Here is a 20,327-nt window from a genome sequence, read left to right as displayed (position 1 = left end):
GTGGGGGCCCCCGTCGACTCACCCTCGGCGCGGATCCCCAGGCAGCGCCCCCCGTGGATGTCACGCCGCCAGCGTCCCCGGCAGGATCGCGCGCGGGCCGAACTTCGCCCGCGCCCGGTCCGCGACCTCCTCGATCCGGCGGAGCTTGTCGTCGGTGGGGTCGAAGGCGAGCTGGTGGGAGGCCTCCTCGGCGGGGCTGAGCCCCTCGGCGCGCAGGGCGATCGCGCGGACGCGGGCGCGCTGGAGACCGAGGGCGCCGTACATCCCGTAGGCGGTGCGGGTGAGTTCCGGCGAGTGGGCGGTCGGCTCCGGGAGGGTGCGGGTGCGGGTCGTCGAGGACCGGTCGGCGTAGCGCACGGTGAGGGTGAGGGTGCGGCACACCTTGTCCAGGGCGCGCAGCCGGGAGCCCAGCTCCTCGGCGTCGAGGAGCAGCGCGCGGCGGTGCCGGTCGGGGTTCAGCTCGTCGTGCGGGAAGGGGTGTTCGGCGGCGAGGGAGCGGGAGACGGCGTTGGGGACGACCCGGCCCCGGTCGACGCCGTTCGCCTTCTCGTGCAGTTCGCGGCCGGTCCGCGCGCCGACCAGGCGCTGGAGCGTGGACAGGGGCGCGGCGGCGACCCGGCCGAGGGTGTCGAGGCCGTACTCGCACAGGGTGCGGGCGGTCGCGGTGCCGACGCCGGGCAGCGCGGCGACGGGCCGCTCGGCGAGGAAGTCCACGACCAGGCCCTCGGGAACCGCGCACGGTTCGCCGGGCTCGGCCTGCCCCAGGGCCATCCGGGCGAGCAGCGGTCCCGGCCCGGCGCCGATCACACAGTCGATGCCGTACAGCGCGAGGGCGCGGACCCGGATCAGCCGGGCCAGCTCCTCGGCGCCCCGGCCGAAGTACCGTTCGGCGCCCCGCAGATCGGCCAGCGCGCCGTCGGGCGGCAGCGCCTGGACGACCGGGGTGAAGTCCTCGAGCAGACCGAGCAGCCCGGGCAGGGCGGCCTCGTACTTCGGCGGCAGCTGGAAACGTACGCAGAGGATGGTCATCCCGCACTCCCTGGACTCTGGTGCCACAACTTCCGTACTTTCGAGGGCTCCTCGCCCGCGGGCCGCAGATCGGCCCACGGGTGCATCTCGTAGCCGGTGGGCAGCTGGATGCGGCGGCCGTGCGTCGGGTCGCCGCCGCTCGGGGGCGCCGGCTCCGCCAGTCGCGGGGCGACCGCGTCGAGGCCGCCCTCGCGCCGCAGCTCCACCAGCTCGGCGAGGTTCCAGGCGGCCGACCCCACCACGCTGAGGCTGCGCGGGCCGCGCCGCTGCACCACTCCGCGCACCAGCAGCAGCCAGGAGTGGAAGACGGTGTGGGCGCACGCCTCGTGGGAGTCGTCGAAGAAGGCGAGGTCGACCAGGCCGGTGCCGTCGTCGAGGGTGGTGAAGACGACCCGCTTGCCGGAGCGGATCGGCGGGGTCTGGGTCGCCACCTTGGCGCCCGCGACCAGCACCGTCTCGCCGTGGCGCGCCTCGCGCAGCCGTCGCGCCGACACCACGCCCAGCTCGTCGAGGAACGTGCGGTGGTCGTCCATCAGATTGCGGGAGACGTCCATCGACAGCACGCCCAGCTCGGCGCTGAGCCGCTCCGCCGAGGAGAGGTCGGGCAGCCCGGCCGGGGCGGTGCCACGGCCGCCGGACAGCGGGAGTTGTCCCCCGCCGCCCATGCCCCGGGCGCCCCGGTGCAGTTCGGTGAGGTGGAGCTGCAGATCGCGCCGGTTGGCGCCGAAGGCGTCCAGCGCGCCGACCTGGGCCAGCCGCTGGGCGAGCGGACGGCTCGGCCGGGCCCGCTCCCAGAAGTCCAGCAGCGAGGCGTACGGCTGTCCGTCCGCGATCCGCGCCGCCTCGGCCTCACTGATGCCGTGCACATCGGACAGGGCCAACCGCAGCCCCCAGATTTTCGTGGAAGGCCCCTCCGCCCCCCTTGATTCAGACACCAGTTCGATGCGGTGGGCGGCCGCCGACCGGTTCACGTCCACCGGGAGGATCGGCACCCCCCGCCGCCGCGCGTCCGCCAGCAGCAGCCGCTTCGGGTACATCCCGGGGTCGTGGGTGAGCAACCCCGCGTAGAACGCCGCCGGGTGATGCGCCTTCAGCCACGCCGACTGGTACGTCGGCACCGCGAAGGCCACCGCGTGCGCCTTGCAGAAACCGTACGAGCCGAAGGCCTCGACGATCTCCCAGGTCCGGGCGATCGTCTCGGCGTCGTACCCCTTCGCGGCGGCGTGCTGCGCGAACCACACCCGGATCCGCCCCTGCGACTCGGGGTCGGAGAGCCCGCGCCGCACCCGGTCCGCCTCGTCCCGGCCGCAGCCGGTCATGAGGTGCACGATGTCGATGACCTGCTCGTGGAAGACGACGACGCCGTACGTCTCCCGCAGCGGCGCCTCCAGATCGGGGTGCGGGTAGCGGACCGGCGCCCGCCCGTGCCGGGCCGCGATGAACGGCCGCACCATGTCGGCGGCGACCGGACCGGGCCGGAACAGGGAGATGTCGACCACGAGGTCGTGGAAGGTCGACGGCTGGAGCCGCCCCACCAGGTCCCGCTGGCCGGGCGACTCGATCTGGAAGCAGCCCAGCGTCTCGGTGGACCGGATCAGCCGGTACGTGGCCGGGTCGCCCTCACCGCGCTCGAAGTCGAGCGCGTCCAGGTCGACCCGCTCCCCCGTCGCCCGCTCCACCTCGGCCACCGCGTGCGCCATCGCCGACTGCATCCGCACGCCCAGCACATCGAGCTTGAGCAGCCCGAGGTCCTCGACGTCGTCCTTGTCGAACTGCGACATGGGGAACCCCTCGCCGCTGGTCGGCATCACCGGCGTACGGGCGAGGAGGGAGGAGTCGGAGAGGAGGACCCCGCAGGGGTGCATGGCGACCCCGCGCGGCAGGGCGTCGAGGGACTCGACCAGCTCCCACAGCCTGCCGTACTTCTCCTTCTCCCCCGCCAGCTCCCTGAGCTCGGGCAGCTCCTCCAGCGCCGCGCGGGCGTCGCGGGCCCGGATGTGCGGGAAGGACTTGGCGATCCGGTCGATGTCGGCGGGGTCCATGGACAGGGCCGCGCCCACGTCGCGGACGGCGTGGCGGACGCGGTACGTCTCCGGCATCGCCACCGTCGCGACCCGCTCGGCGCCGAAGCGGCCGATGATTGCGCGGTAGACCTCCAGCCGGCGCGCGGACTCCACGTCGATGTCGATGTCGGGCAGCACCACCCGGCGCTTGGACAGGAACCGCTCCATCAGCAGCCCGTGCTCGACGGGGTCGGCGTGCGCGATCCCGAGGAGGTGGTTGACGAGGGAGCCCGCGCCGGAACCCCGCGCGGCGACCCGGATGCCCATCCGCCGTACGTCGTCGACGACCTGGGCGACGGTGAGGAAGTAGGAGGCGAAGCCGTGGTGGGCGATGACGTCCAGCTCCTGGTGCACGCGCTCCCAGTAGTCGCGCCGGGTGTCGTAGCCGAGCCGCAGCATGCCCGCCGCCGCCCGGGAGGCGAGGACACGCTGGGCGGTGCGGCGGCCGGCGCCGACGAGGTGCGGCTCCGGGAAGTGGACGCTGCCGAGGCCGAGGTCGTCCTCCGGGTCGACCAGGCACTCGGCGGCCGTGGCGCGGGTCTGCTCCAGCAGGCGGTACGCGGTGTCGCGGCGGTAGCCCGCGGCCTCGACGATCCGTTCGGCGGCGGCCAGCATGGCACCGGCGTCCTTGAGCCATGCCTCACCGGAGTCCAGCTCGCCCCGGGGGTCGACGGGGACCAGCCGGCGGGCCGCGTCCAGCACGTCGGCGACGGGACCCATACCGGGGTCGGCGTACCGGACGGCGTTGCTGAGCACCGGGCGGATCCGCTGCTCGGCGGCGAAGCCGACGGTCCGGGCGGCCAGCCGCAACGAGCCGGGGCCGGTGCCCTGACGACCGTGCCACACCGCCTCCAGCCGCAGGGCGTCGCCGAACCGCTCCCGCCAGGGGCCGAGGAGCTTCGCGGCACGGTCGGGGCGCCCGGCGGCGAGCGCACGGCCCACATCGGAGGCGGGGCCGAGCAGCACGGTCAGGCCGTCGCCGGCGCACTCCGTCCAAGGCAGCAGGGGCGGCCCCTCTCCCCGGCCGGCTGCCGCGCCCCGAACACCGGTCGCGCCCCGAACACCGATTGCGTCACCCCGGCCACCGGCCGCGCCGCCGCCCGTCCCCCGGCCGCCGCCGTCCTCATCGCTCCCCCCATGTGCCGCCGAAACGATTCTGCACAGCTCGGCCCACCCTTTGGCCCCCTCGCGGGCGAGGAACGTCACCCGCGGAGTCGACTCATCGACAAAGGCACCGCCCCGCACGGGGGCCCGGCGTCGCGCCTGCCGCGCGGAGGGGGCGGGCGCCCCCACCGCCAGCTCGGCCCCGAACAGCGGACGGACACCCGCCGCCGCGCAGGCCTTGGCGAACCGGACCGCGCCCGCGAGGGTGTCCCGGTCGGTGAGCGCGAGGGCGTCCATACCGCGCTCGGAGGCACGCTCGGCCAGCCGCTCCGGGTGCGAGGCGCCGTACCGCAGGGAGAACCCGGAGGCGGTGTGCAGATGCGTGAAGCCTGGCACCGCACCTCCCGCACTCGATCAATCGAACATCAGTTCACAGCCTGCTCGTCTCCACCATAGACCACTTTTCGAACCTCTGTACGACATCCGTTCGGCCCCGCCCCACCTGCGCAAACACGCGGCGGCTCGGACCTTGACGACATGACGCAGCCGGCCGGCAGCCCCCGCCCGTCCCCCGCGGCGGACCCCGCCTCCGCACCGGACCCGGCCTCCCCACCGTCCTCCCCGCCGTCCTTCCTCGACGAGCTGAGGGACGGGGTCACCCCGCGGGCCACCCTGCTGGTCGTCGGCGTACTCGCCCTCCAGCTGCTTTTCATCGCCTCGTACGTGGGTGCCCTGCACCACCCGAAGCACCGGGACCTGCTGGTCGCCTCCGGCGGCGGCCGTTCCCTCGCCAACGCGCCGGCCGCCCTCGTCGGCGTGTCGGAGCGGTCCGAGGGGCGCACGCTGCGGACGGTGGACGTGGCCCCGGCCGGCCTCGGGGACGCCAACACGCCCTACCCGAAAGCGTGGCGGCGCTGTGGGGTCTGGGGGCACTGGTCGTCTTCGTGGTGGGCGCGGCGACGCCGGCGCTCCAGTGCGTCTTCGGGATCGCCGGTATCGGGGTCGCCGTGCCGCTGGTGGTGGTCGCCGGCAACCCGAGCGCGGGCGGCGATCGGTCCGGCGCTCCCGCCGGGCGCGGGCGTCCGGATGGCCCGCTCGATCGCGTACTTCGAGGGCAACGACACCACCGTCCCCTGCTGGTGCTCTCCGTCTGGGCAACGGCGGGGGCCGCCATCACCTTGGTGATGGCGGCCCTGAGACGGGAGCCGGATCGCCGGCCCGCCGAGGCGTGAGCCGCGGGCCCCGGTCGTACGGCGGCCCTCCGGCGTGCCGGGCTCTGAACCGATCCGGAGGCCCGGCGCGCGCTCGGCCTCAGCCGATCTGCTCAGCCGATCTGTGTGCCCGTCGCCGACAGCGCCTCGGTGACCGGCTGGAAGAACGTCTCGCCGCCCGAGGTGCAGTCGCCGCTGCCGCCGGAGGTGAGGCCGATCGCCTTGTCACCCGAGAAGAGGGAGCCGCCGCTGTCGCCGGGCTCGGCGCAGACATCGGTCTGGATGAGGCCGTTGACGATGTCGCCGTTGCCGTAGTTCACGGTGGCGTCGAGGCCGGTGACGGTGCCGCTGTGGACCTGGGTGGTCGAGCCGCTGCGGGTCACCTTCATGCCGACGGTCGCCTCGGCGGCGCCGCTGATGGCCTGGGTCGAGCCGTTGTAGAGGTTGACCTCGCTGGGGTGGTCGACGTCCGCCGTGTACTTGACCAGGCCGTAGTCGTCGCCCGGGAAGCTGGAGTCCGCGTTCTGGCCGATGACCTGGCCACCGGCCGACCAGGTGGAGATGCCCTCGGTGCAGTGACCCGCCGTCAGGAAGAACGGCTCGCCGCCCTTGACCACGTTGAAGCCGAGCGAGCAGCGCCCGCTGCCGCCGGTGATGGCGTCGCCACCCGCGACGAACGTCCTGAACTCACCCTTGGTGCGCTTGAGTTCGGCCGTGGCGCCGAGGCCGTCCACGACCTCGGTCAGTCTCGCCAGCTCGGCCTTGGAGACGGTGCGGTCGGCGGTGACGACGACCTTGTTGGTGGTGGGGTCGGTGGCCCAGGAGGTGCCGGGGATGGTGGCGTCGTCCTTGAGGGTCGTACGGGCGCTCTTGAGCTCGGCGAGGGAGTTCTCGACGATCCGGGCCTTGGCGCCGGCCGCCTCGACGGTCTCGGCGGCGGCCTCGTCGAGCACGTTCACGACGAGGAGCTTGCTCTTCGCGTCGTAGTACGTTCCCGCCGCGTCGGCGCCGAGGTCCTCACCGAGGGTCGAGGCGAGCTTTCCGGCCGCCAGCACGGAGAGCGCTTTCGGCTGGGCGGTCGGCGCGGTCTCGCTCGCGTTCGCAGTCTGGAAGGTCACTCCCGCGGCGACCAGCGCGGCGATGCCCGCACCCGTCACGACGGCACGGCGCCTGGGTATGCGTCGGTGCTTCAACTCACGTCCTCCTGTGGGGGGTCGGCCGAAGAGGTTGTGGGGACCCCGTTCGGCCGTAAGGAATACGGACATGGAGGCGGCGGACGGTAAAAACGCCGCGTCCATGCCAACTGTGCGGCGCCAACTATTCCGAGGCGCACAGGGAGCACACAAGGTCGACTTCAGGACGAGCACACACCGTGGGCGCACGCCTCCCATGTCATTACCGTCCGGTAATGCCCCATGCGAATTCACAGTGCAAACACAGAACGCAACGACCTCCCGCGCAACGGGTGAGGTCTGGTCCTGTCTGAAAGTCGACCCTCCGAGGCCCAGTTCCCTGCGGAGCGTCCTGTGACGGAAGTTCCCGTCGGTGGTCCCTCCGCCGCAACAGGACGAGCCCCCGCACGTCGTCACGTGCGGGGGCTCGAACTACTGACCGCGATACGCCATACGGTCGGACGCGGGTGCCGGGGGGAAGAGCACCCGCTCGGGGCCGGCCCGCCCGACCGGCACGGCGGCCGGTCGGCGGTCCGACTGATCCGGTCGGCCTAGTAGACGCTGACGCCGTAGGCGCTCAGGGCCTCGGTGACCGGCTGGAAGAAGGTCGTGCCACCGGAGCTGCAGTTGCCGCTGCCGCCGGAGGTGAGACCGTACGCGACGCCGTTGCTGCCGTAGAGCGGGCCGCCGGAGTCGCCGGGCTCGGCACAGACCGTGGTCTGGATCATGCCGTACACGATGTCGCCGCCACCGTAGTTCACGGTCGCGTTGAGAGCGGTCACGCGTCCGGTGCGGGTACCGGTGGTGGAGCCGGTACGGATGACGTTGGTGCCCACGCTCGGGGTGGCCGCGCTGGTGATGTCCACGCTGCCCGCGGTGCCGTCCTTGGCGATGGACGTGTTGCTGTAGCGCACGATGCCGTAGTCGTTGGTCGGGAAGCTCGACCCGGTGGTCGGGCCGAGGACCGTCGTACGACCGGAGTTGGAGTACCAGGTGCCCGCGCCGTCGGTGCAGTGACCGGCGGTCAGGAAGTAGTAGGTGCTCCCGCTGCGGACGTTGAAGCCGAGCGAGCAGCGCCAGCTACTCGCATAGATGGCGTCGCCGCCCTTGATGAGCTTGTTGAACTTGCCCGGCGTCCGCTTGATCGTCAGAGCGCCGGCCTTGTCGCCCGCCGCTTCCTTGATCTTCAGCAGTTCGGCCTGGGAGACGGTGCTGTCGACGGTGACGACGAGCTTGTCCGTCTTCTCGTCGACCGCCCAGGCGGTACCGGGGATGTCCGCCTTGAGCACCGCGGCGCTGGCGCTCTTGAGCTCCGCCGCGCTGAACGTTCGGGCGTCTGCCGCGGTGGCGGTGGGGACTGTCGCGGCGGCCGCGGCCACGAGTCCGGTGGCCACGGCGATCAGCCGGGTCCGTCTCGCGATACCGCTGCGGGGAGTGGTGCGCTTGATCCTCACTGTTCGTTCCCTCCTAAAGGGAAGTCGGGGGCCCGCGTGGGGTTTGGGCCCGTGAGGCGCGAATCAGGGGCACGTGTCCGGATTCCGTACATGCCGTGCTCCTGACAAGGCGCTGCGGGGAAGTATTCGGCCGTACCACCGATCCCCGCAAGAGTGCCTTTCGGCCGCTCGAACACCAACCGGCCCAGGGGGCAAGGCAGTTGATCTCACTGACTGAGTTGTGGGGATTCTGTGTGAATCCCGGACGTCCCGCGGCCCATGCTGGCACACCCCTGAGGCTGCAGGCTCATGACGCCCCGTCGGGCAGGGTCACCACCGCCCGGCGGCGGTACACCTTTCGGCCGGACGGGCGAGGCCCAAGTGCTCCCTGAGGGTGCTGCCGGGGTAGAAGGTACGGAACAGACCACGGTGCTGGAGCAGGGCCACGGTCCCGTTGACGAGCCGCTCCAGATCACGGCGCGGCTCGACGGGGGTGAAGTGGAAGCCGTCGACGACACCGGCCCGGTGCCAGGCGATGACCAGTTCGGCCAGGTCGACGGGCCCGCCCCGGTACAGCGGGCCCTGTGCGCTCCACCGGGGCCCACCGCCGCCGTGCCCCGGCTCCGCCGCGTGCTCACCGCCGCCGAGATCGACACGCAGCGCCGCGAGCGTCCGCACCTCGTCGGGGTCACGGCCGAACCCGGCCGCGGCACCCCGCACCTCCTCCCGTACGGCGGCGGCCTGCTCGGGGGCGGCGGCCCGCACGAGCACCACGTCCGCGCACCGGGCCGCGGTCCCCCGCGCTTCACTCCCGGTCGCGTCGACGACCCGTACGGGGCGCCCCTGAGGCGACGGGGGCACGGCCGACGGCCCGGCACCGGGGCCTTCACCACCCACGACCCCGACGGTCCGGGCGTATCTGTTCTCGGCACCGCCCTCGGCGGCTCCTTCGGCATCCCCCTCGGCGAGGTCCCCCTTCGCCGCGTTCCCCGCCCCGGGACCGTCCTCCGCGCCGTTCCACCACCGTGCGGCACCGTCCTCCGCGCCGTTCCACCACCGTGCGGCACCGTCCTCCGCGCCGCTCCACCACCGGGCGGCGGCGTCCGCGACCTCACCGGCCTCCTGCCACAGCGCTTCGCCGAGTTGGGCGGGGCCGCGCCCCGGCGGCCGGGCCTCCGCGACCGTGGCCGAGACGTCGATCCACCAGCCCGCGCGGCCCCGGCTGACCCAGTCGAGCGTCGCCACGGCGGCCGCCACCCGGAACGGTTCGGCGTGTGTCGTCGTGAGCGTGGGCACGAGCCCGATCCGCCGGGTCTCCGGCGCCATGCGCGCCATCACCGCCGAGGGGTCCGGCCCCGGCCGCCCACCCGTGGCCCCGAGTGTCACGAAGTCCAGGGCCCCGCGCTCCGCGAGCCGCCCCAACTCCACGAACGCGCCGCCCTCCCAGGCCCCCCGAAGATCCACCCCCGCCGCCAGATGCAACACCCCCCGCCCGAACCCCGACCCCATACGACCAACCCCTTCCACCGCTCACCACCACCGCCCGACGACTCCCGACCGACTCCCGCTCCCGCCCCCCACCTCACGCCCACTCACCCGGGTCGCCCCGCCGCCCCACAGCCCTCACAGGCCCCCTCACCGCACCGGCTCACCCAGCCGGCGCCTCCCCCTCCCCTCACGCCACCGACCGATACGACGACTGCCCGAGGAACGCCAGGACGGCGCGGGCGGTCGCGTCGTTCTGGCGGAACGCCGGGCCGCCGGTGCGTGGCCGGGTGAAGGCGCCCGGTGCGCGGCTGTCGGTGTACGGCCCGAGCGCGAAGCGCCGAGGGTGGGGGCGCCCCTTTCGGTCCAGCAGCCGCCCGTCCGCCGGGTCCACGGCGAGCAGCCCTTCCGGTGTCTCGGTCACACCCCCGTCGTCGTACAGCTCGCGCAGCAACGCGTCCCGCGCCCGCGCGACCGTCGGCTCCGGCAGCCGTGCCTCCACCAGCGCCCTCGCCTCGACCGTCGCGCCGGGCACCGTGGGACTCGACGCGCGGAACACCCCGTCCTCCGCGGCGACGGCCATGTCCGCGCCGACGAAGTGGAGGACGCCCGCCCGCGACAGCGCGAGCAGCTGCCGCAGCCGGGGGCCGGGCGGTCCCGACGCGAGGTAGCTGAAGAACCCGTGCCACCAGGGGCCGATGTCCCCGAGCCGGATCAGCTGCCCGTAGACCGACAGCAGCCCGAGGAAGACGCCGAGGTCAGGGCTGTACGCCGGGTCGTGACGGCGCGTCAGGTCCCCCTCGACATGGGCCCGCAGCCCCTCCTGGAACTCCCGGTACGACCCGTAGCGCGCCCCGGCCAACGGTCTGTCCAGCGCGGCCAGGTCCAGCCGGTCGGCGGGGTCCGGCACCGCGGACGCCACCAGGGCCGCGCGCTCCGCCGCGTCCTCGATCGCCGCGTACCTCTCCTCGAAACCGGCCCGGTCCATGGCCGTCCGCTCGGGGTGGGCGGTGTACAGCCGGTGGTAGTGAGCGAACCCCAGCTCCTTCTCGATCAGCGGCCACACGTCGCGCCGGAAGTCGAACCCGCCCTGACGCGCGAGCAGTTCGTCGACCTCGGTCGGCCCGAAGAACCGCGGCAGCGGCGGCCGCTCGCCCTCGAGCCCGTACCCGATCTTCGAGCGGTACGGCACGCCGCGCCGCGACCCGACGTGCAGGACGGGCTCCCGCCCGGACGGGACGTAGGTCAGCTCGCCGTCCGGGTCGCCCTCGTACCGTCCGCCGCGCCCCTCCGTCAGCAGCGCCATGAGGTCGACGAAGGCGAGCCCGAAGCCCCGTACGAGCACCGTTTCACCGGGCGCGAGCCGGGACAGGTCGCTGTCGGCGGTGAAGTCCGGCGGCAGATGGACCAGTCCGTGGGCCTCGGCGTACGCACCCAACGCGCGCTGCTCGTCGTCGAGTTCCGCATCCAGGTGGCCGAGCGCGAGGATGACGAGGTCCGCGGGGAGCGGTCGGGGGCGTCCCTCCAGCCACACCCGCTGCCGGCCGTCACGGGGACCGTCCACCCGTAGGGCGCGCCGCGGATGGTGGCGGACGGTGACCGCCGGCGGCAGGTCGGCGACGGCCCGCTCGTACACCCATTTCAGATAGGCGCCCTGGATCCGCCGGTCCGTGAAGTGCCGCCCGTCGAGTCCGGCCCACTCGTGCAGCGTGGGCCCCTCCCGTACGGGGCCGTCCATCCGTACCGTCTCGTCGGTGAACATCGTGACGTCCTCGGCCTGCGAGTTCATCCACAGCAGCGGCGACTGGTCGGCCCGCCAGATGCGTCCGGCGCCCGGCGGGTACGGGTCGACGAGATGGATGTCGAAGCCGGGTCCGTCGTGGGCCCCGCCCAGGTTGGCGGCGATGCGTTCGATGATCCCGGTCCCCCGCGGCCCGGCCCCGACGATCACCAGCGACGGTCGCGGCGGGCTCCCACCGGCGTCGCTCATCGCGACCGCCGTGACCCGGAGAAACGCCCAGGAGCGGCGGAAGCGGCGACAAGGCGGCGGGAAAGGGGAGGAGAAAAGGCAAAGGGCATGCGAAAGGCTCCGTGGCACGTCGAGTCGAACACGGCGCCTTCACACGCGGCGCGTACCGGGACGCGCACGACCGAGCCCCTCAGCAGCGGTCTGTGCCGAGAGTACGGGGGCGGTTCCCCGCACTGTCAAGGCTGTCCGCACTGTGAGCGCTACGTCTCAAGTCGGTTGACGCACAACCGGATGCCTGTTCCACTGGGGCTCATGCATTCGCAGCAGTGGCTGGTCAAGCGCTCCCACATCGACTTCGGTCGCGTGTGGTCCTCTTCCTGTTGAGCCGACCCCACCGCGCGCCCCGCCCGTAGCACGGGGCGCCGTTCGCGTTCTCCCTCAATCCCGCACGCTCGCCTTCACACGCGCACCCCTCATCGCACGCCCCTCACCACGCTCACCCGCGACGACGCACGCGCGGCCGGCAGCGGCATCCCCTGCCCGGCCGCGGGTCAGCAGTCGCAGCAGTCACACGCATCGCAGCAGTCGCAGTCCCGGCAGCAGCCCTCCCGCTTCTTCCGGGACCACGGCCCTTCGTACTCCTTCGCGCAGCACAACTGGCAGGTGCAGCACAGCAACCAGAACATCCCGCAACCGGCCCAGAACCCCCGCCGCCTCGGCGGCTGCGGCTGCGGCACTCCGCCGAAGCCGCCGGGCCCGCCGCCGCTGCCCCCATAGGCGCCGCCGCCCCCGTACGGGCTTCCGCCGGGCCCGCCATAGGGATTGTTCCCGCCCGCCCCGCCGTACGGGTTCCCGGTGCCGCCTCCGTACGGGTTGCCGTGCTGCGGGGGCCCGCCGTGCTGGTGCGCCGCGCAGACCGGCACCGTGCCGAACGCCCGGTCGACGGAGCGCCGGAGTTCGTGCACGAGCAGCAGATGGGCCAGCTTGCCGTCGACGAAGTCGACCCCGCGCAGGGCGAGTCGGATGCCGTGCAGGGCGTCCTCGGCGAGCCGCCGGGCCTCGGGCAGGGACGTCCCGGTCGCGGTCAGCGGGTTCCACGCGCCCGAGGCGGCGTCGTCGGCCCGGTCCTCGACCGCGTCCAGCAGATGGGCGAGCCGTCCGAAGAGCCGGCCGGCCTCGGCGAGCGGTTCGACGTTGTCCGGGCGTCCGGCGAGCACCGCGGTGTGGGCGAAGGCCGCCGCGGTCGCCGTCTCGGTCGGCTCGGTCACCGCCAAGAGCGGTGTTCCCGGCCCGGCGAGTGCCTCGATGCCGAGCTGCCGGTCCACGGCGTCGACCAGCACCGCCGTGTCGAAGCCGAGGTCCGAGCCGGTGCGCGCGCCCGCGCGCCCCCAGCTCGTCGCGACCCGGCGCGCGGCGGACGCGACCGGCTTGCGCGCCAGCAGTCCGTCGCCGTCGGCCACGTGGTCGCGCACCTTGGCCGAGGCGAGGACCAGTGAGACGGCGGCGGCGAGCCGAGCGCCCTCGCCCTGCGCGACGGAAGCGGTGCGCATCCCCCGCAGCGGGCAGGGCCCGGCGGTGCGCCGCCAGTCGGTGGTGCGCTCGGCCTGAGCCTCCGTCAGAACCGAGACCAGCAGACCGTCGTAGTTCGTGACGATGCGCGCGAACTGCCCGTGATCCCCGCGCAGCGCGAGGCAGAGTCCGCACAGATGTGCCATCCACTGGGTCTTCAGCCCCTCGCCGAGCCGATGGCCGCAGGGCCTCACGATTCCGAACACGACGTCCCCCGTGTCTGTCGCGCGCTCCGAACGGCCACGCGCACCTGCCTGAACTGCGCCGCATCGTAGCCGCCGGAACGTTCACCCGGACGCTCGACACTCACCCAAACGCCGCGAACAATATTATTTCACTCCCAGTCAGCAGACGTGTACAGCACAGCCCTTGGGGCACATGGACTCTCGACGAATTCGTTCTGCACCAGTACCGTCACGAAACCCCCGTGCGGCGTCTATCCACTTGGCGAGACATCCGCATCATGGACGACGATAGGGATGCGGAAAGAGAAAAAGACCGCTGTGAGAGGAGGCGTCCATGGGATCGGTGCGCAAGGCGAGTGCCTGGCTTGGCCTCGTCGACGACAACGATGACGAGCGTTACTACGACGACGACTACGCCGATGAGCGGGAGTCCGGGTCCGGCGAGGCATGGGTCACCGACCCTCGCGTGAAGGTCGCGTCCGAGTCCGCCCACGAGCAGGGCCGCCGGATCGGCACGGTCACCCCGGACAGCTTCCGCGACGCACGGCACATCGGCGAGCTCTTCCGGGACGGCGTCCCGGTCATCATGAATCTCACGAACATGGAGCCCGCCGACGCCAAGCGTGTCGTCGACTTCGCGGCCGGCCTGATCTTCGGTCTGCGCGGTTCGATCGAGCGGGTCTCCAACCGCGTGTTCCTGCTGACCCCCGCCGACACGGAGATCGTCAGCGGCGAGGCCGTCGGCCGGCCGGCCGACGGCTTCTTCAACCAGAGCTGAGGCAGGGCGGCTCACCGCCCTGCCTTCCGGTGCCCCCGGTCACCGGAAGGCATCGAGCCCGGTGAGCGCCTTGCCCAGCACGAGCTGGTGCATCTCGACGGTGCCCTCGTACGTGAGCACGGACTCCAGGTTGGTCGCGTGCCGCATCACCGGGTACTCCAGGGAGATCCCGTTCGCACCGAGGATCGTGCGGGCGGTACGGCAGATCTCGATCGCCTCTCGTACGTTGTTCAGCTTGCCGAAGCTGATCTGCTCGGGACGGAGTCGTCCCGCGTCCATCCGCCGCCCCAGGTGGTGGGCGAGCAGAATCCCCTTGTGCAACTCGACCGCCATGTCGGCGAGTTTGGCCTGGGTGAGCTGGAAGCCCCCGATCGGCCTCCCGAACTGCTCCCGGGTCCTCGCGTAGTCGAGCGCGGCCTCGAAACTCGACCGCGCCGCCCCCATCGAGCCCCACACGATCCCGTACCGGGCGTGCGACAGACAACTGAGCGGCCCCTTGAGCCCCTTGACCTCCGGCAGTACGGCGTCGGCGGGCAACCGGACGTCGTCGAGGACGAGTTCGCTGGTGACGGAGGCACGCAGGGACCACTTGTGCTTGATCTCCGGCGCCGAGAACCCGGCGGTGTCCGTGGGTACGGCGAACCCGCGGATGCCGTCGTCCGTCTGCGCCCACACGACGGCTACCCCGGCGACGGACCCGTTCGTGATCCACATCTTGCGCCCGTTGAGGAGCCAGTCGGTGCCGTCGCGCTTGGCGTACGTCCGCATCGAGGCCGGGTCCGACCCGTGGTCGGGCTCGGTCAGCCCGAAGCACCCGATGACCTCGCCGGCCGCCATCCGCGGCAGCCAGGTCTCCTTCTGCTCCTCGCTGCCGAACCGGTGGATGGCGTACATGGCGAGGGAGCCCTGCACGGACACCAGCGACCGGATCCCGGAGTCCGCGGCCTCCAGCTCCAGACAGGCGAGCCCGTACTGCACGGCGCTCGCCCCCGCGCACCCGTACCCCTCGAGGGACATGCCCAGCGCCCCGATCGTCCCCAGCTCCCGGGCGAGCTCGCGGATCTCCGGCAGCTCGCCCCGCTCGTACCACTCGGCGACGAACGGCAGCACCCGGTCCGCGGCCCAGCTGCGCACGGTGTCCCGCACCGCGAGATCCTCGGGTTCGAGCAGGTCGTCGATGCCGAGCGGATCGGCGGGGTCGAAGGACGGCGACTTCGCGGGCACGGACATGAGGGCAACCTCCGGCTCACTAAAACTAGCAACGCTAGGCAGGTTACCCACACGCCCCGGCCACGCCCAGTGCCGGACGGCTCAGCGCACCGACTCCGCCCGGACGGGCGTCGCCGTCGCCTCCCTCGGCCCCGGGACGTCCGCCTCGCACTCCATGGCCCGCGGCAGCCGCAGCGCCATGACCGCGCCCAGCACCAACAGGCCCGCGCTCACCAGCAGCGTCACATGCAGACCGTGCACGAAGGAGTCACGGGCCGCGTGCCGCAGCGCCTCCCCGGCGGGCCCGCCCAACCGCCCGGCGACCTCGTACGCCTCCCCGAGCGAGTGCCCCGCCGCCGCGGACGCCGACGAGGGCACCCCCGACACCGACGACAACCCCGGCGCGTACGCCGCGTTCATCACGCTGCCGAGGAGGGCGATGCCGATGCCCGCGCCCAGCTGGTAGGAGGTCTCACCGATCGCCGCGGCCCCGCCGGCGGACGACGCGGGCGCCTCGCTCAGCATCGACTCGTACGCCGCGAACAAGGTCGTCTCCAGGCCGAAGCCCAGCAGGACGAACCCGGTGAGCAGCAGCGCCGCGTTGTCCTGGCGGCCCATCGCCGTGAGCAGCACCACGGCGAACGCGGTGAGGCAGAAGCCCAGTGACACCATGCGGCGCGGGCCGAAGCGGTGCAGCAGATGGGAGCCGACGAGCCCGGCCGCCATCGCCGCGATGGTCAGCGGCAGCAGCCGCAGCCCGGTCTCCAGCGGGGAGAGCCCGAGGACCAGTTGCAGATACTGCGCGGCGATCAGTTCGAGGCCCACCAGCGCGAGCATGGCGAGGACGATGCAGCCGACGGAGGTGCTGAACGCGGGCCGCGCGAACATCCGCAGGTCGACCAGCGGATGCCTCCGGCGCCGCTGCCGGCGCACGAACGCGGCCAGCAGGACCCCGCCCCCGAGAAGCGCCACCGCCGTAGCCGGGTCGAACGGGGGGTGCCCGCCGCCGAGCCGCTTCACGCCGAGGACGACACCGAAGAGTCCGACGGCGGCCATCAGCGCGCCCACGACGTCCCACGGTCCGTCGCGGTCGCCGGTCGACTCCGGCAGCAGCAGGCGTCCGACGGGCAGACTGACGAGCATCAGGGGGATGTTGACGAGGAAGACGGAGCCCCACCAGAAGTGCTCCAGCAGGAACCCGCCGAGCAGGGGTCCGACGGCCGCGCCGACCGCGGCGACGGCGCTCCAGACGCCGATGGCGAGGGCGCGCTCGCGCCGGTCGGGGAACACCTGCCGCAGGATCGACAGCGTCGCCGGCATGATCATCGCGCCGCCGACGCCGAGCAGCGCCCGGGCCGCGATCAGGACCTGCGGGTTCTCGGCGAAGGCGGCGAGTCCGGAGGCGACACCGAACAGGGCGTAGCCGAGGAGCAGGACGCGTCTGCGGCCGACGCGGTCGCCGAGGGTGCCGAAGAGGATCAGCAGCGAGGCGCAGACGAGCGGGTAGACGTCGACGATCCAGAGGAGCTCGATGGCGCCGGGCTTGATGTCCTCGGTGACGGCGGGCACCGCCACGTGCAGCACGGTGGCGTCCACGGCGACGAGCAGCAGGCTGACGCAGAGGACGACGAGGACGACCCATCGGTTTGCACCGGCCCCGGCCTCCCTACGGCATCGCTCGGCGGCCGTGGGCGTCCCGGACATGTACGTACCTCCCAGATGCTCTCGCGTTCGGCGGGACCGCGGGGCGGGGACTCCCCGGCGGCTGCGGCCCGGGAGAGCGGCGGCCCGGACCCGCGCAACGAAAGGCGAGTGAGCCGTCAGGGTACGCGAGTTCCGGCCGGTGAAGCGTGGCGGGTGTCTCATGGACGGCTTCGGGGGTGTGTGGCGTGCGACACCCCGCCGACCGTCCACGGGTTCTCCATGGCTCCTCCATCGCCCGCTGGTGGGTCGTCCGTCACGGTCCCTCACCGACCATCACGGGCGGACCTCCCGGCCGGTTCCGGGCACCGCCGATAATCGAGCGCGTGACCGATCTTGCTACGCGCCCGGCGCCGCCCCTCCTCCGGCGGGCCGCCCCCGCACTCCTCGGGTACGCCGCCGTGCGCGCCCTGGGGATCGTCGTGCTCACCCTGTGGAGCGCGGCGCGCGACAAGAGCGCCTTGACGCTGCTGTCGGCCCGCTGGGACGCGCTCTGGTACACGAGGGTGGCCGAGCTCGGTTACGGCTACGAGGTGCGCCTGCCCAACGGCGACGTCCACTCGAACCTGGCCTTCTTCCCGCTGCTGCCGTGGCTGGAGCGTGGGGTGTCGGCGGTGACGCCGCTGTCGTACGCGCACGCCGGTCTGGCCGTCGGCACGCTGTCCTCGCTCGGGGCGGCCTGGGGGATCTTCGCCGTCGTCGACCTGGTGTACGGCCGGCGGGCCGGGGTGTGCGCGGTGCTGCTGTGGGCGGTGCTGCCGGTGGGGATCGTGCAGTCGATGGCGTACACGGAGGCGCTGTTCACCGCGCTGGCCGCCTGGTCCCTGTACGCCGTCCTGACCGGCCGCTGGGTGACGGCGGGCGCCCTGGCCGCCCTCGCGGGCCTGACCCGCCCGGTGGGCCTGGCGGTGGTCGCGGCGGTATGGACGGCGGCGATCACGTCGTACGTACGGCAGCGACACCACGACCCGGCCACCGCCCCCTCGCCCGCCGGCGCCCCGGACCGGACTCTCTCGCTTTCCGGCGCCCCCGATGCCGCTCCCTCGTTCGTACGGAACCGGAGCTCGGGGGCGTCGGGGGGCACTCCCTGGTGGCCGCGCGCCCTCGGCATGCTCCTCGCGCCCCTGGGGGCCGCCGGTTACGTGCTGTGGGTCGGCGAGCGCACCGGCAAGGGGCCGCTCGGCTATCTCGACGTCCAGGCGGGCTGGCGCAATGGTTTCGACGGGGGCTACGCCTTCGCCCGGTTCGTCGCCGACAAGTTCACGTCGTTCCCGTCGGCCCTGGCGGGCGTCGGTCTGGTCGCCGGTGTGGCGGCGGTGGTGTGGCTGTACGTGATCTGCGTCCGGCAGGGCCAGCCGCTCCCGCTGCTGGTCTACGCGGGGGTCGTGACCGCGCTGGCCCTGTGCGCGTCGAGTTACTTCGGCTCGAAACCGCGCCTGTTGATGCCCGCCTTCCCGCTGCTCCTCCCCCTCGCCCTGGCCCTGGCCCGGGTGCGGACCCCGAGGTCGACCGCGGTGCTGGGCGGCGTCGCGGCCGTGTCGGCGGCCTACGGGGCGTTCTGGCTGAATGGCTCCGGTCCGCCCTGAGCGTCACCCGGCGGCCGGAAGCGGTTGCGTAATTCGGCGCAAGCACACGGTGAACGAATTCAAAAGGACCGCAAAACGACCGACCATCATTCGGCCATGGAATTGAAGGCTGAGCGGTCCATCCATTCGACATTCAGCAGAGATAAACATCAATCTGAGAGCAATCCCACATCACGGCGTCATCACAAAGCCGGTGATTCACGCCGCACCGGAGCTCACTCGCTGTAACGTCGATTGAGTGCGTACCGAACTAAAGCCGACCCGTCTGGACCGGGTCTTCTCCAGGCTGGACCGTGAGCCTGAGCGACCGGCCCACATCGACGTGCCGGTGATGACGCGGCACCGCGTGGTGCTGTTCTCGTCGACCCTCGCCTTCTACGTGGCCATCGTGTGGGCCGTGATCATCACCTCGTGGCTCGTGCGGCTCGACTGGCAGATCATGTTCTTCCGGCCGTACCAGCAGTGGCCGGAGATCCACGCCTTCCTCGACTACTACGTCGTCCTGGGCCAGCGCGGCCCCACCGCCGTGATGGTCGCGGCCTGGCTGGGCTGGCGCTCCTGGCGGCAGCACACCCTGCGCCCGCTGCTCGCGCTCGGCGTCTCGCTGCTGCTGCTGAACATCACGGTCGGCGCGGCCAAGCTCGGCATGGGCAGACTCGGCCCGCACTACGCGACCGAGATCGGCTCCAACGAGATGTGGCTGGGCGGGGACATATTTCCTTCGGGCCACACCGCGAACGCCGTGGTGACCTGGGGCATCCTGGCGTATCTGGCGTCGACCCCGCGGGCCAGGCGCTGGCTGTCCGCGCTGTCCGCCGTGACCTCGCTCGGCGTCGGCCTCACCACCGTGTACCTGGGCACACACTGGCTCAGCGACGTCCTGCTGGGCTGGGCCGCGGGTCTGCTGATCCTGCTGGCGCTGCCCTGGTTCGAACCGCTGATCTCCCGTGCCGAGGCCTGGATCTTCTCGCTGCGGGACACCTGGCGCGACCGCCGTACGACGGCCCCCGCGCCGGCCCCGACCCCGGCGCCGGTGGGCACGAGCACGCTGCGCACACCGGGCGAGGAGGCGGCGGGCGTCCGCGACACGGGGATCGCGGCCCGCGCCGCCCACGCCCCGATCATGCCGCTGCACCTGCCCTCCACCCCGCATCTGGCCAGGTCGGAACGGACGCCGATCACCCCGCTCGGCCACCGTCGGCCGCCCCACGCGGACCGTATGACGCGAGGGACCTCCACGGCCCGGCCGGTCGCGGGCGGCTGACACGAGACAGCGGGGCAGGGTACGCACACTCCACGCCCCGCACCGCGAAGGCCCGGCCACCAGGAGCCGGGCCTTCGCCCGTTCTGCCTTCTGCCTTCTGCCTTCTGCCAGGCCGGGGATCAGCCCTTCCAGGCGCGCTTCACCCGGCCGTCCTCGACCTCCAGGTTGAGCCGCCCGAAGCGGTACTCCATGGTGATGATCGCGCCCGGCGGCAGCTTTCTGACGGTGGACCAGCCGTGTTCCAGGGCGCGTCGCTCGGCGCTCGGCGCCTCCAGACCGACGTAGGAGTCGGGGTTGTCCCGGGGCTCTTCGGGCGAGTGCGGAATCGGTGCCATGCCCGCCACGTTAGGCGGCCGAAGGGGGCGCTGTCCCCCCGCAGTCACGCTTCTGTCACAGAACCACGACACGCGTTTCGGCCCAACTTCGTCACACGTACGAGCGGTTCCGCGGGCCTTGTCCGCGCTGGCGAACACAATTCCGGAGGGCTTCGGCACCATCTCGAATAGCCCGTAGGAAAGCAGGTCCGGGGCCGTGCGTCCGGTGCATGTCCGGCCTTTTCCCACCGCTTC

13 protein-coding genes and 1 pseudogene are annotated in these 20,327 nt (G+C 72.6%); 4 read left to right on the top strand and 10 right to left on the bottom strand.

Annotated features, from left to right (window positions below; translation table 11 throughout):
- Window positions 1–60: 60 nt before the first annotated feature.
- Both ACZ4Z3_RS23210 and ACZ4Z3_RS23205 read right to left on the bottom strand, forming a co-directional pair.
- Window positions 61–1,029 carry a DNA polymerase Y family protein gene (locus tag ACZ4Z3_RS23210; protein ID WP_468502801.1) on the bottom strand — a complete coding sequence of 323 codons (969 nt, stop codon included), beginning with the start codon at window positions 1,027–1,029 and terminating at the stop codon, window positions 61–63.
- Window positions 1,026–4,592, bottom strand: coding sequence for a DNA polymerase III subunit alpha (locus ACZ4Z3_RS23205; protein WP_468502800.1), 3,567 nt, complete (start codon window positions 4,590–4,592; stop codon window positions 1,026–1,028). Before ACZ4Z3_RS23205 ends, ACZ4Z3_RS23210 begins: the two co-directional genes overlap by 4 nt.
- A 141-nt stretch (window positions 4,593–4,733) precedes the next feature.
- Here ACZ4Z3_RS23205 and ACZ4Z3_RS23200 point away from each other — a divergent pair.
- Window positions 4,734–5,428, top strand: a pseudogene (locus tag ACZ4Z3_RS23200) (hypothetical protein).
- A 92-nt stretch (window positions 5,429–5,520) separates the two neighbouring features.
- Here the strand turns inward: ACZ4Z3_RS23200 and ACZ4Z3_RS23195 are convergent.
- The 5 genes from ACZ4Z3_RS23195 to ACZ4Z3_RS23175 all read right to left on the bottom strand — a co-directional run bounded on the left by ACZ4Z3_RS23195 (window position 5,521) and on the right by ACZ4Z3_RS23175 (window position 13,241).
- Window positions 5,521–6,600 carry a S1 family peptidase gene (locus ACZ4Z3_RS23195; protein WP_468502799.1) on the bottom strand — a complete coding sequence of 360 codons (1,080 nt, stop codon included), beginning with the start codon at window positions 6,598–6,600 and terminating at the stop codon, window positions 5,521–5,523.
- A gap of 530 nt (window positions 6,601–7,130) precedes the next feature.
- Window positions 7,131–8,033: a S1 family peptidase gene (locus ACZ4Z3_RS23190; RefSeq protein ID WP_468502798.1), complete on the bottom strand. Its 903-nt coding sequence runs from the start codon at window positions 8,031–8,033 to the stop codon at window positions 7,131–7,133.
- Window positions 8,034–8,342: 309 nt separating this feature from the next.
- Window positions 8,343–9,521, bottom strand: a complete 1,179-nt coding sequence (locus tag ACZ4Z3_RS23185; protein ID WP_468502797.1) for an LLM class flavin-dependent oxidoreductase — start codon at window positions 9,519–9,521, stop codon at window positions 8,343–8,345.
- 166 nt (window positions 9,522–9,687) lie between these two features.
- Complete coding sequence (locus ACZ4Z3_RS23180) at window positions 9,688–11,487, bottom strand: FAD/NAD(P)-binding protein (protein WP_468502796.1); 1,800 nt, start codon at window positions 11,485–11,487, stop codon at window positions 9,688–9,690.
- Between the two features lie 530 nt (window positions 11,488–12,017).
- The gene (locus ACZ4Z3_RS23175) at window positions 12,018–13,241 is read right to left on the bottom strand and encodes a DUF5685 family protein (RefSeq protein ID WP_468502795.1); all 1,224 of its coding nucleotides are present in this window, start codon (window positions 13,239–13,241) and stop codon (window positions 12,018–12,020) included.
- A gap of 313 nt (window positions 13,242–13,554) precedes the next feature.
- On the opposite strand from ACZ4Z3_RS23175, the gene ACZ4Z3_RS23170 reads away from it, so the two are divergent.
- Window positions 13,555–13,998, top strand: coding sequence for a cell division protein SepF (locus ACZ4Z3_RS23170; RefSeq protein WP_055538119.1), 444 nt, complete (start codon window positions 13,555–13,557; stop codon window positions 13,996–13,998).
- Window positions 13,999–14,037: 39 nt separating this feature from the next.
- On the opposite strand, the gene ACZ4Z3_RS23165 is transcribed toward ACZ4Z3_RS23170, so the two are convergent.
- Window positions 14,038–15,228, bottom strand: coding sequence for an acyl-CoA dehydrogenase family protein (locus tag ACZ4Z3_RS23165; RefSeq protein ID WP_468502794.1), 1,191 nt, complete (start codon window positions 15,226–15,228; stop codon window positions 14,038–14,040).
- Window positions 15,229–15,309: 81 nt separating this feature from the next.
- Entirely contained in the window at window positions 15,310–16,911 is a 1,602-nt protein-coding gene (locus ACZ4Z3_RS23160; protein ID WP_468502793.1) for an MFS transporter, read from the bottom strand.
- A 323-nt stretch (window positions 16,912–17,234) separates the two neighbouring features.
- Between ACZ4Z3_RS23160 and ACZ4Z3_RS23155 the strand changes: the two genes are divergently transcribed.
- Together ACZ4Z3_RS23155 and ACZ4Z3_RS23150 are read left to right on the top strand one after the other, a co-directional pair.
- Entirely contained in the window at window positions 17,235–18,494 is a 1,260-nt protein-coding gene (locus ACZ4Z3_RS23155; protein ID WP_468502792.1) for a hypothetical protein, read from the top strand.
- 238 nt (window positions 18,495–18,732) lie between these two features.
- Window positions 18,733–19,758, top strand: coding sequence for a phosphatase PAP2 family protein (locus ACZ4Z3_RS23150; RefSeq protein ID WP_468502791.1), 1,026 nt, complete (start codon window positions 18,733–18,735; stop codon window positions 19,756–19,758).
- A 119-nt stretch (window positions 19,759–19,877) separates the two neighbouring features.
- Here the strand turns inward: ACZ4Z3_RS23150 and ACZ4Z3_RS23145 are convergent, their stop codons facing one another.
- A complete protein-coding gene (locus ACZ4Z3_RS23145; protein ID WP_055512626.1) occupies window positions 19,878–20,093 on the bottom strand; it encodes an I78 family peptidase inhibitor in 216 nt (71 codons plus the stop codon).
- Window positions 20,094–20,327: the final 234 nt, after the last annotated feature.

The organism is Streptomyces sp. NPDC030296 (genome assembly GCF_055572815.1).
Note: the sequence above shows the minus strand (reverse complement) of the source record. Positions and strands in the feature narration are given on the sequence as shown.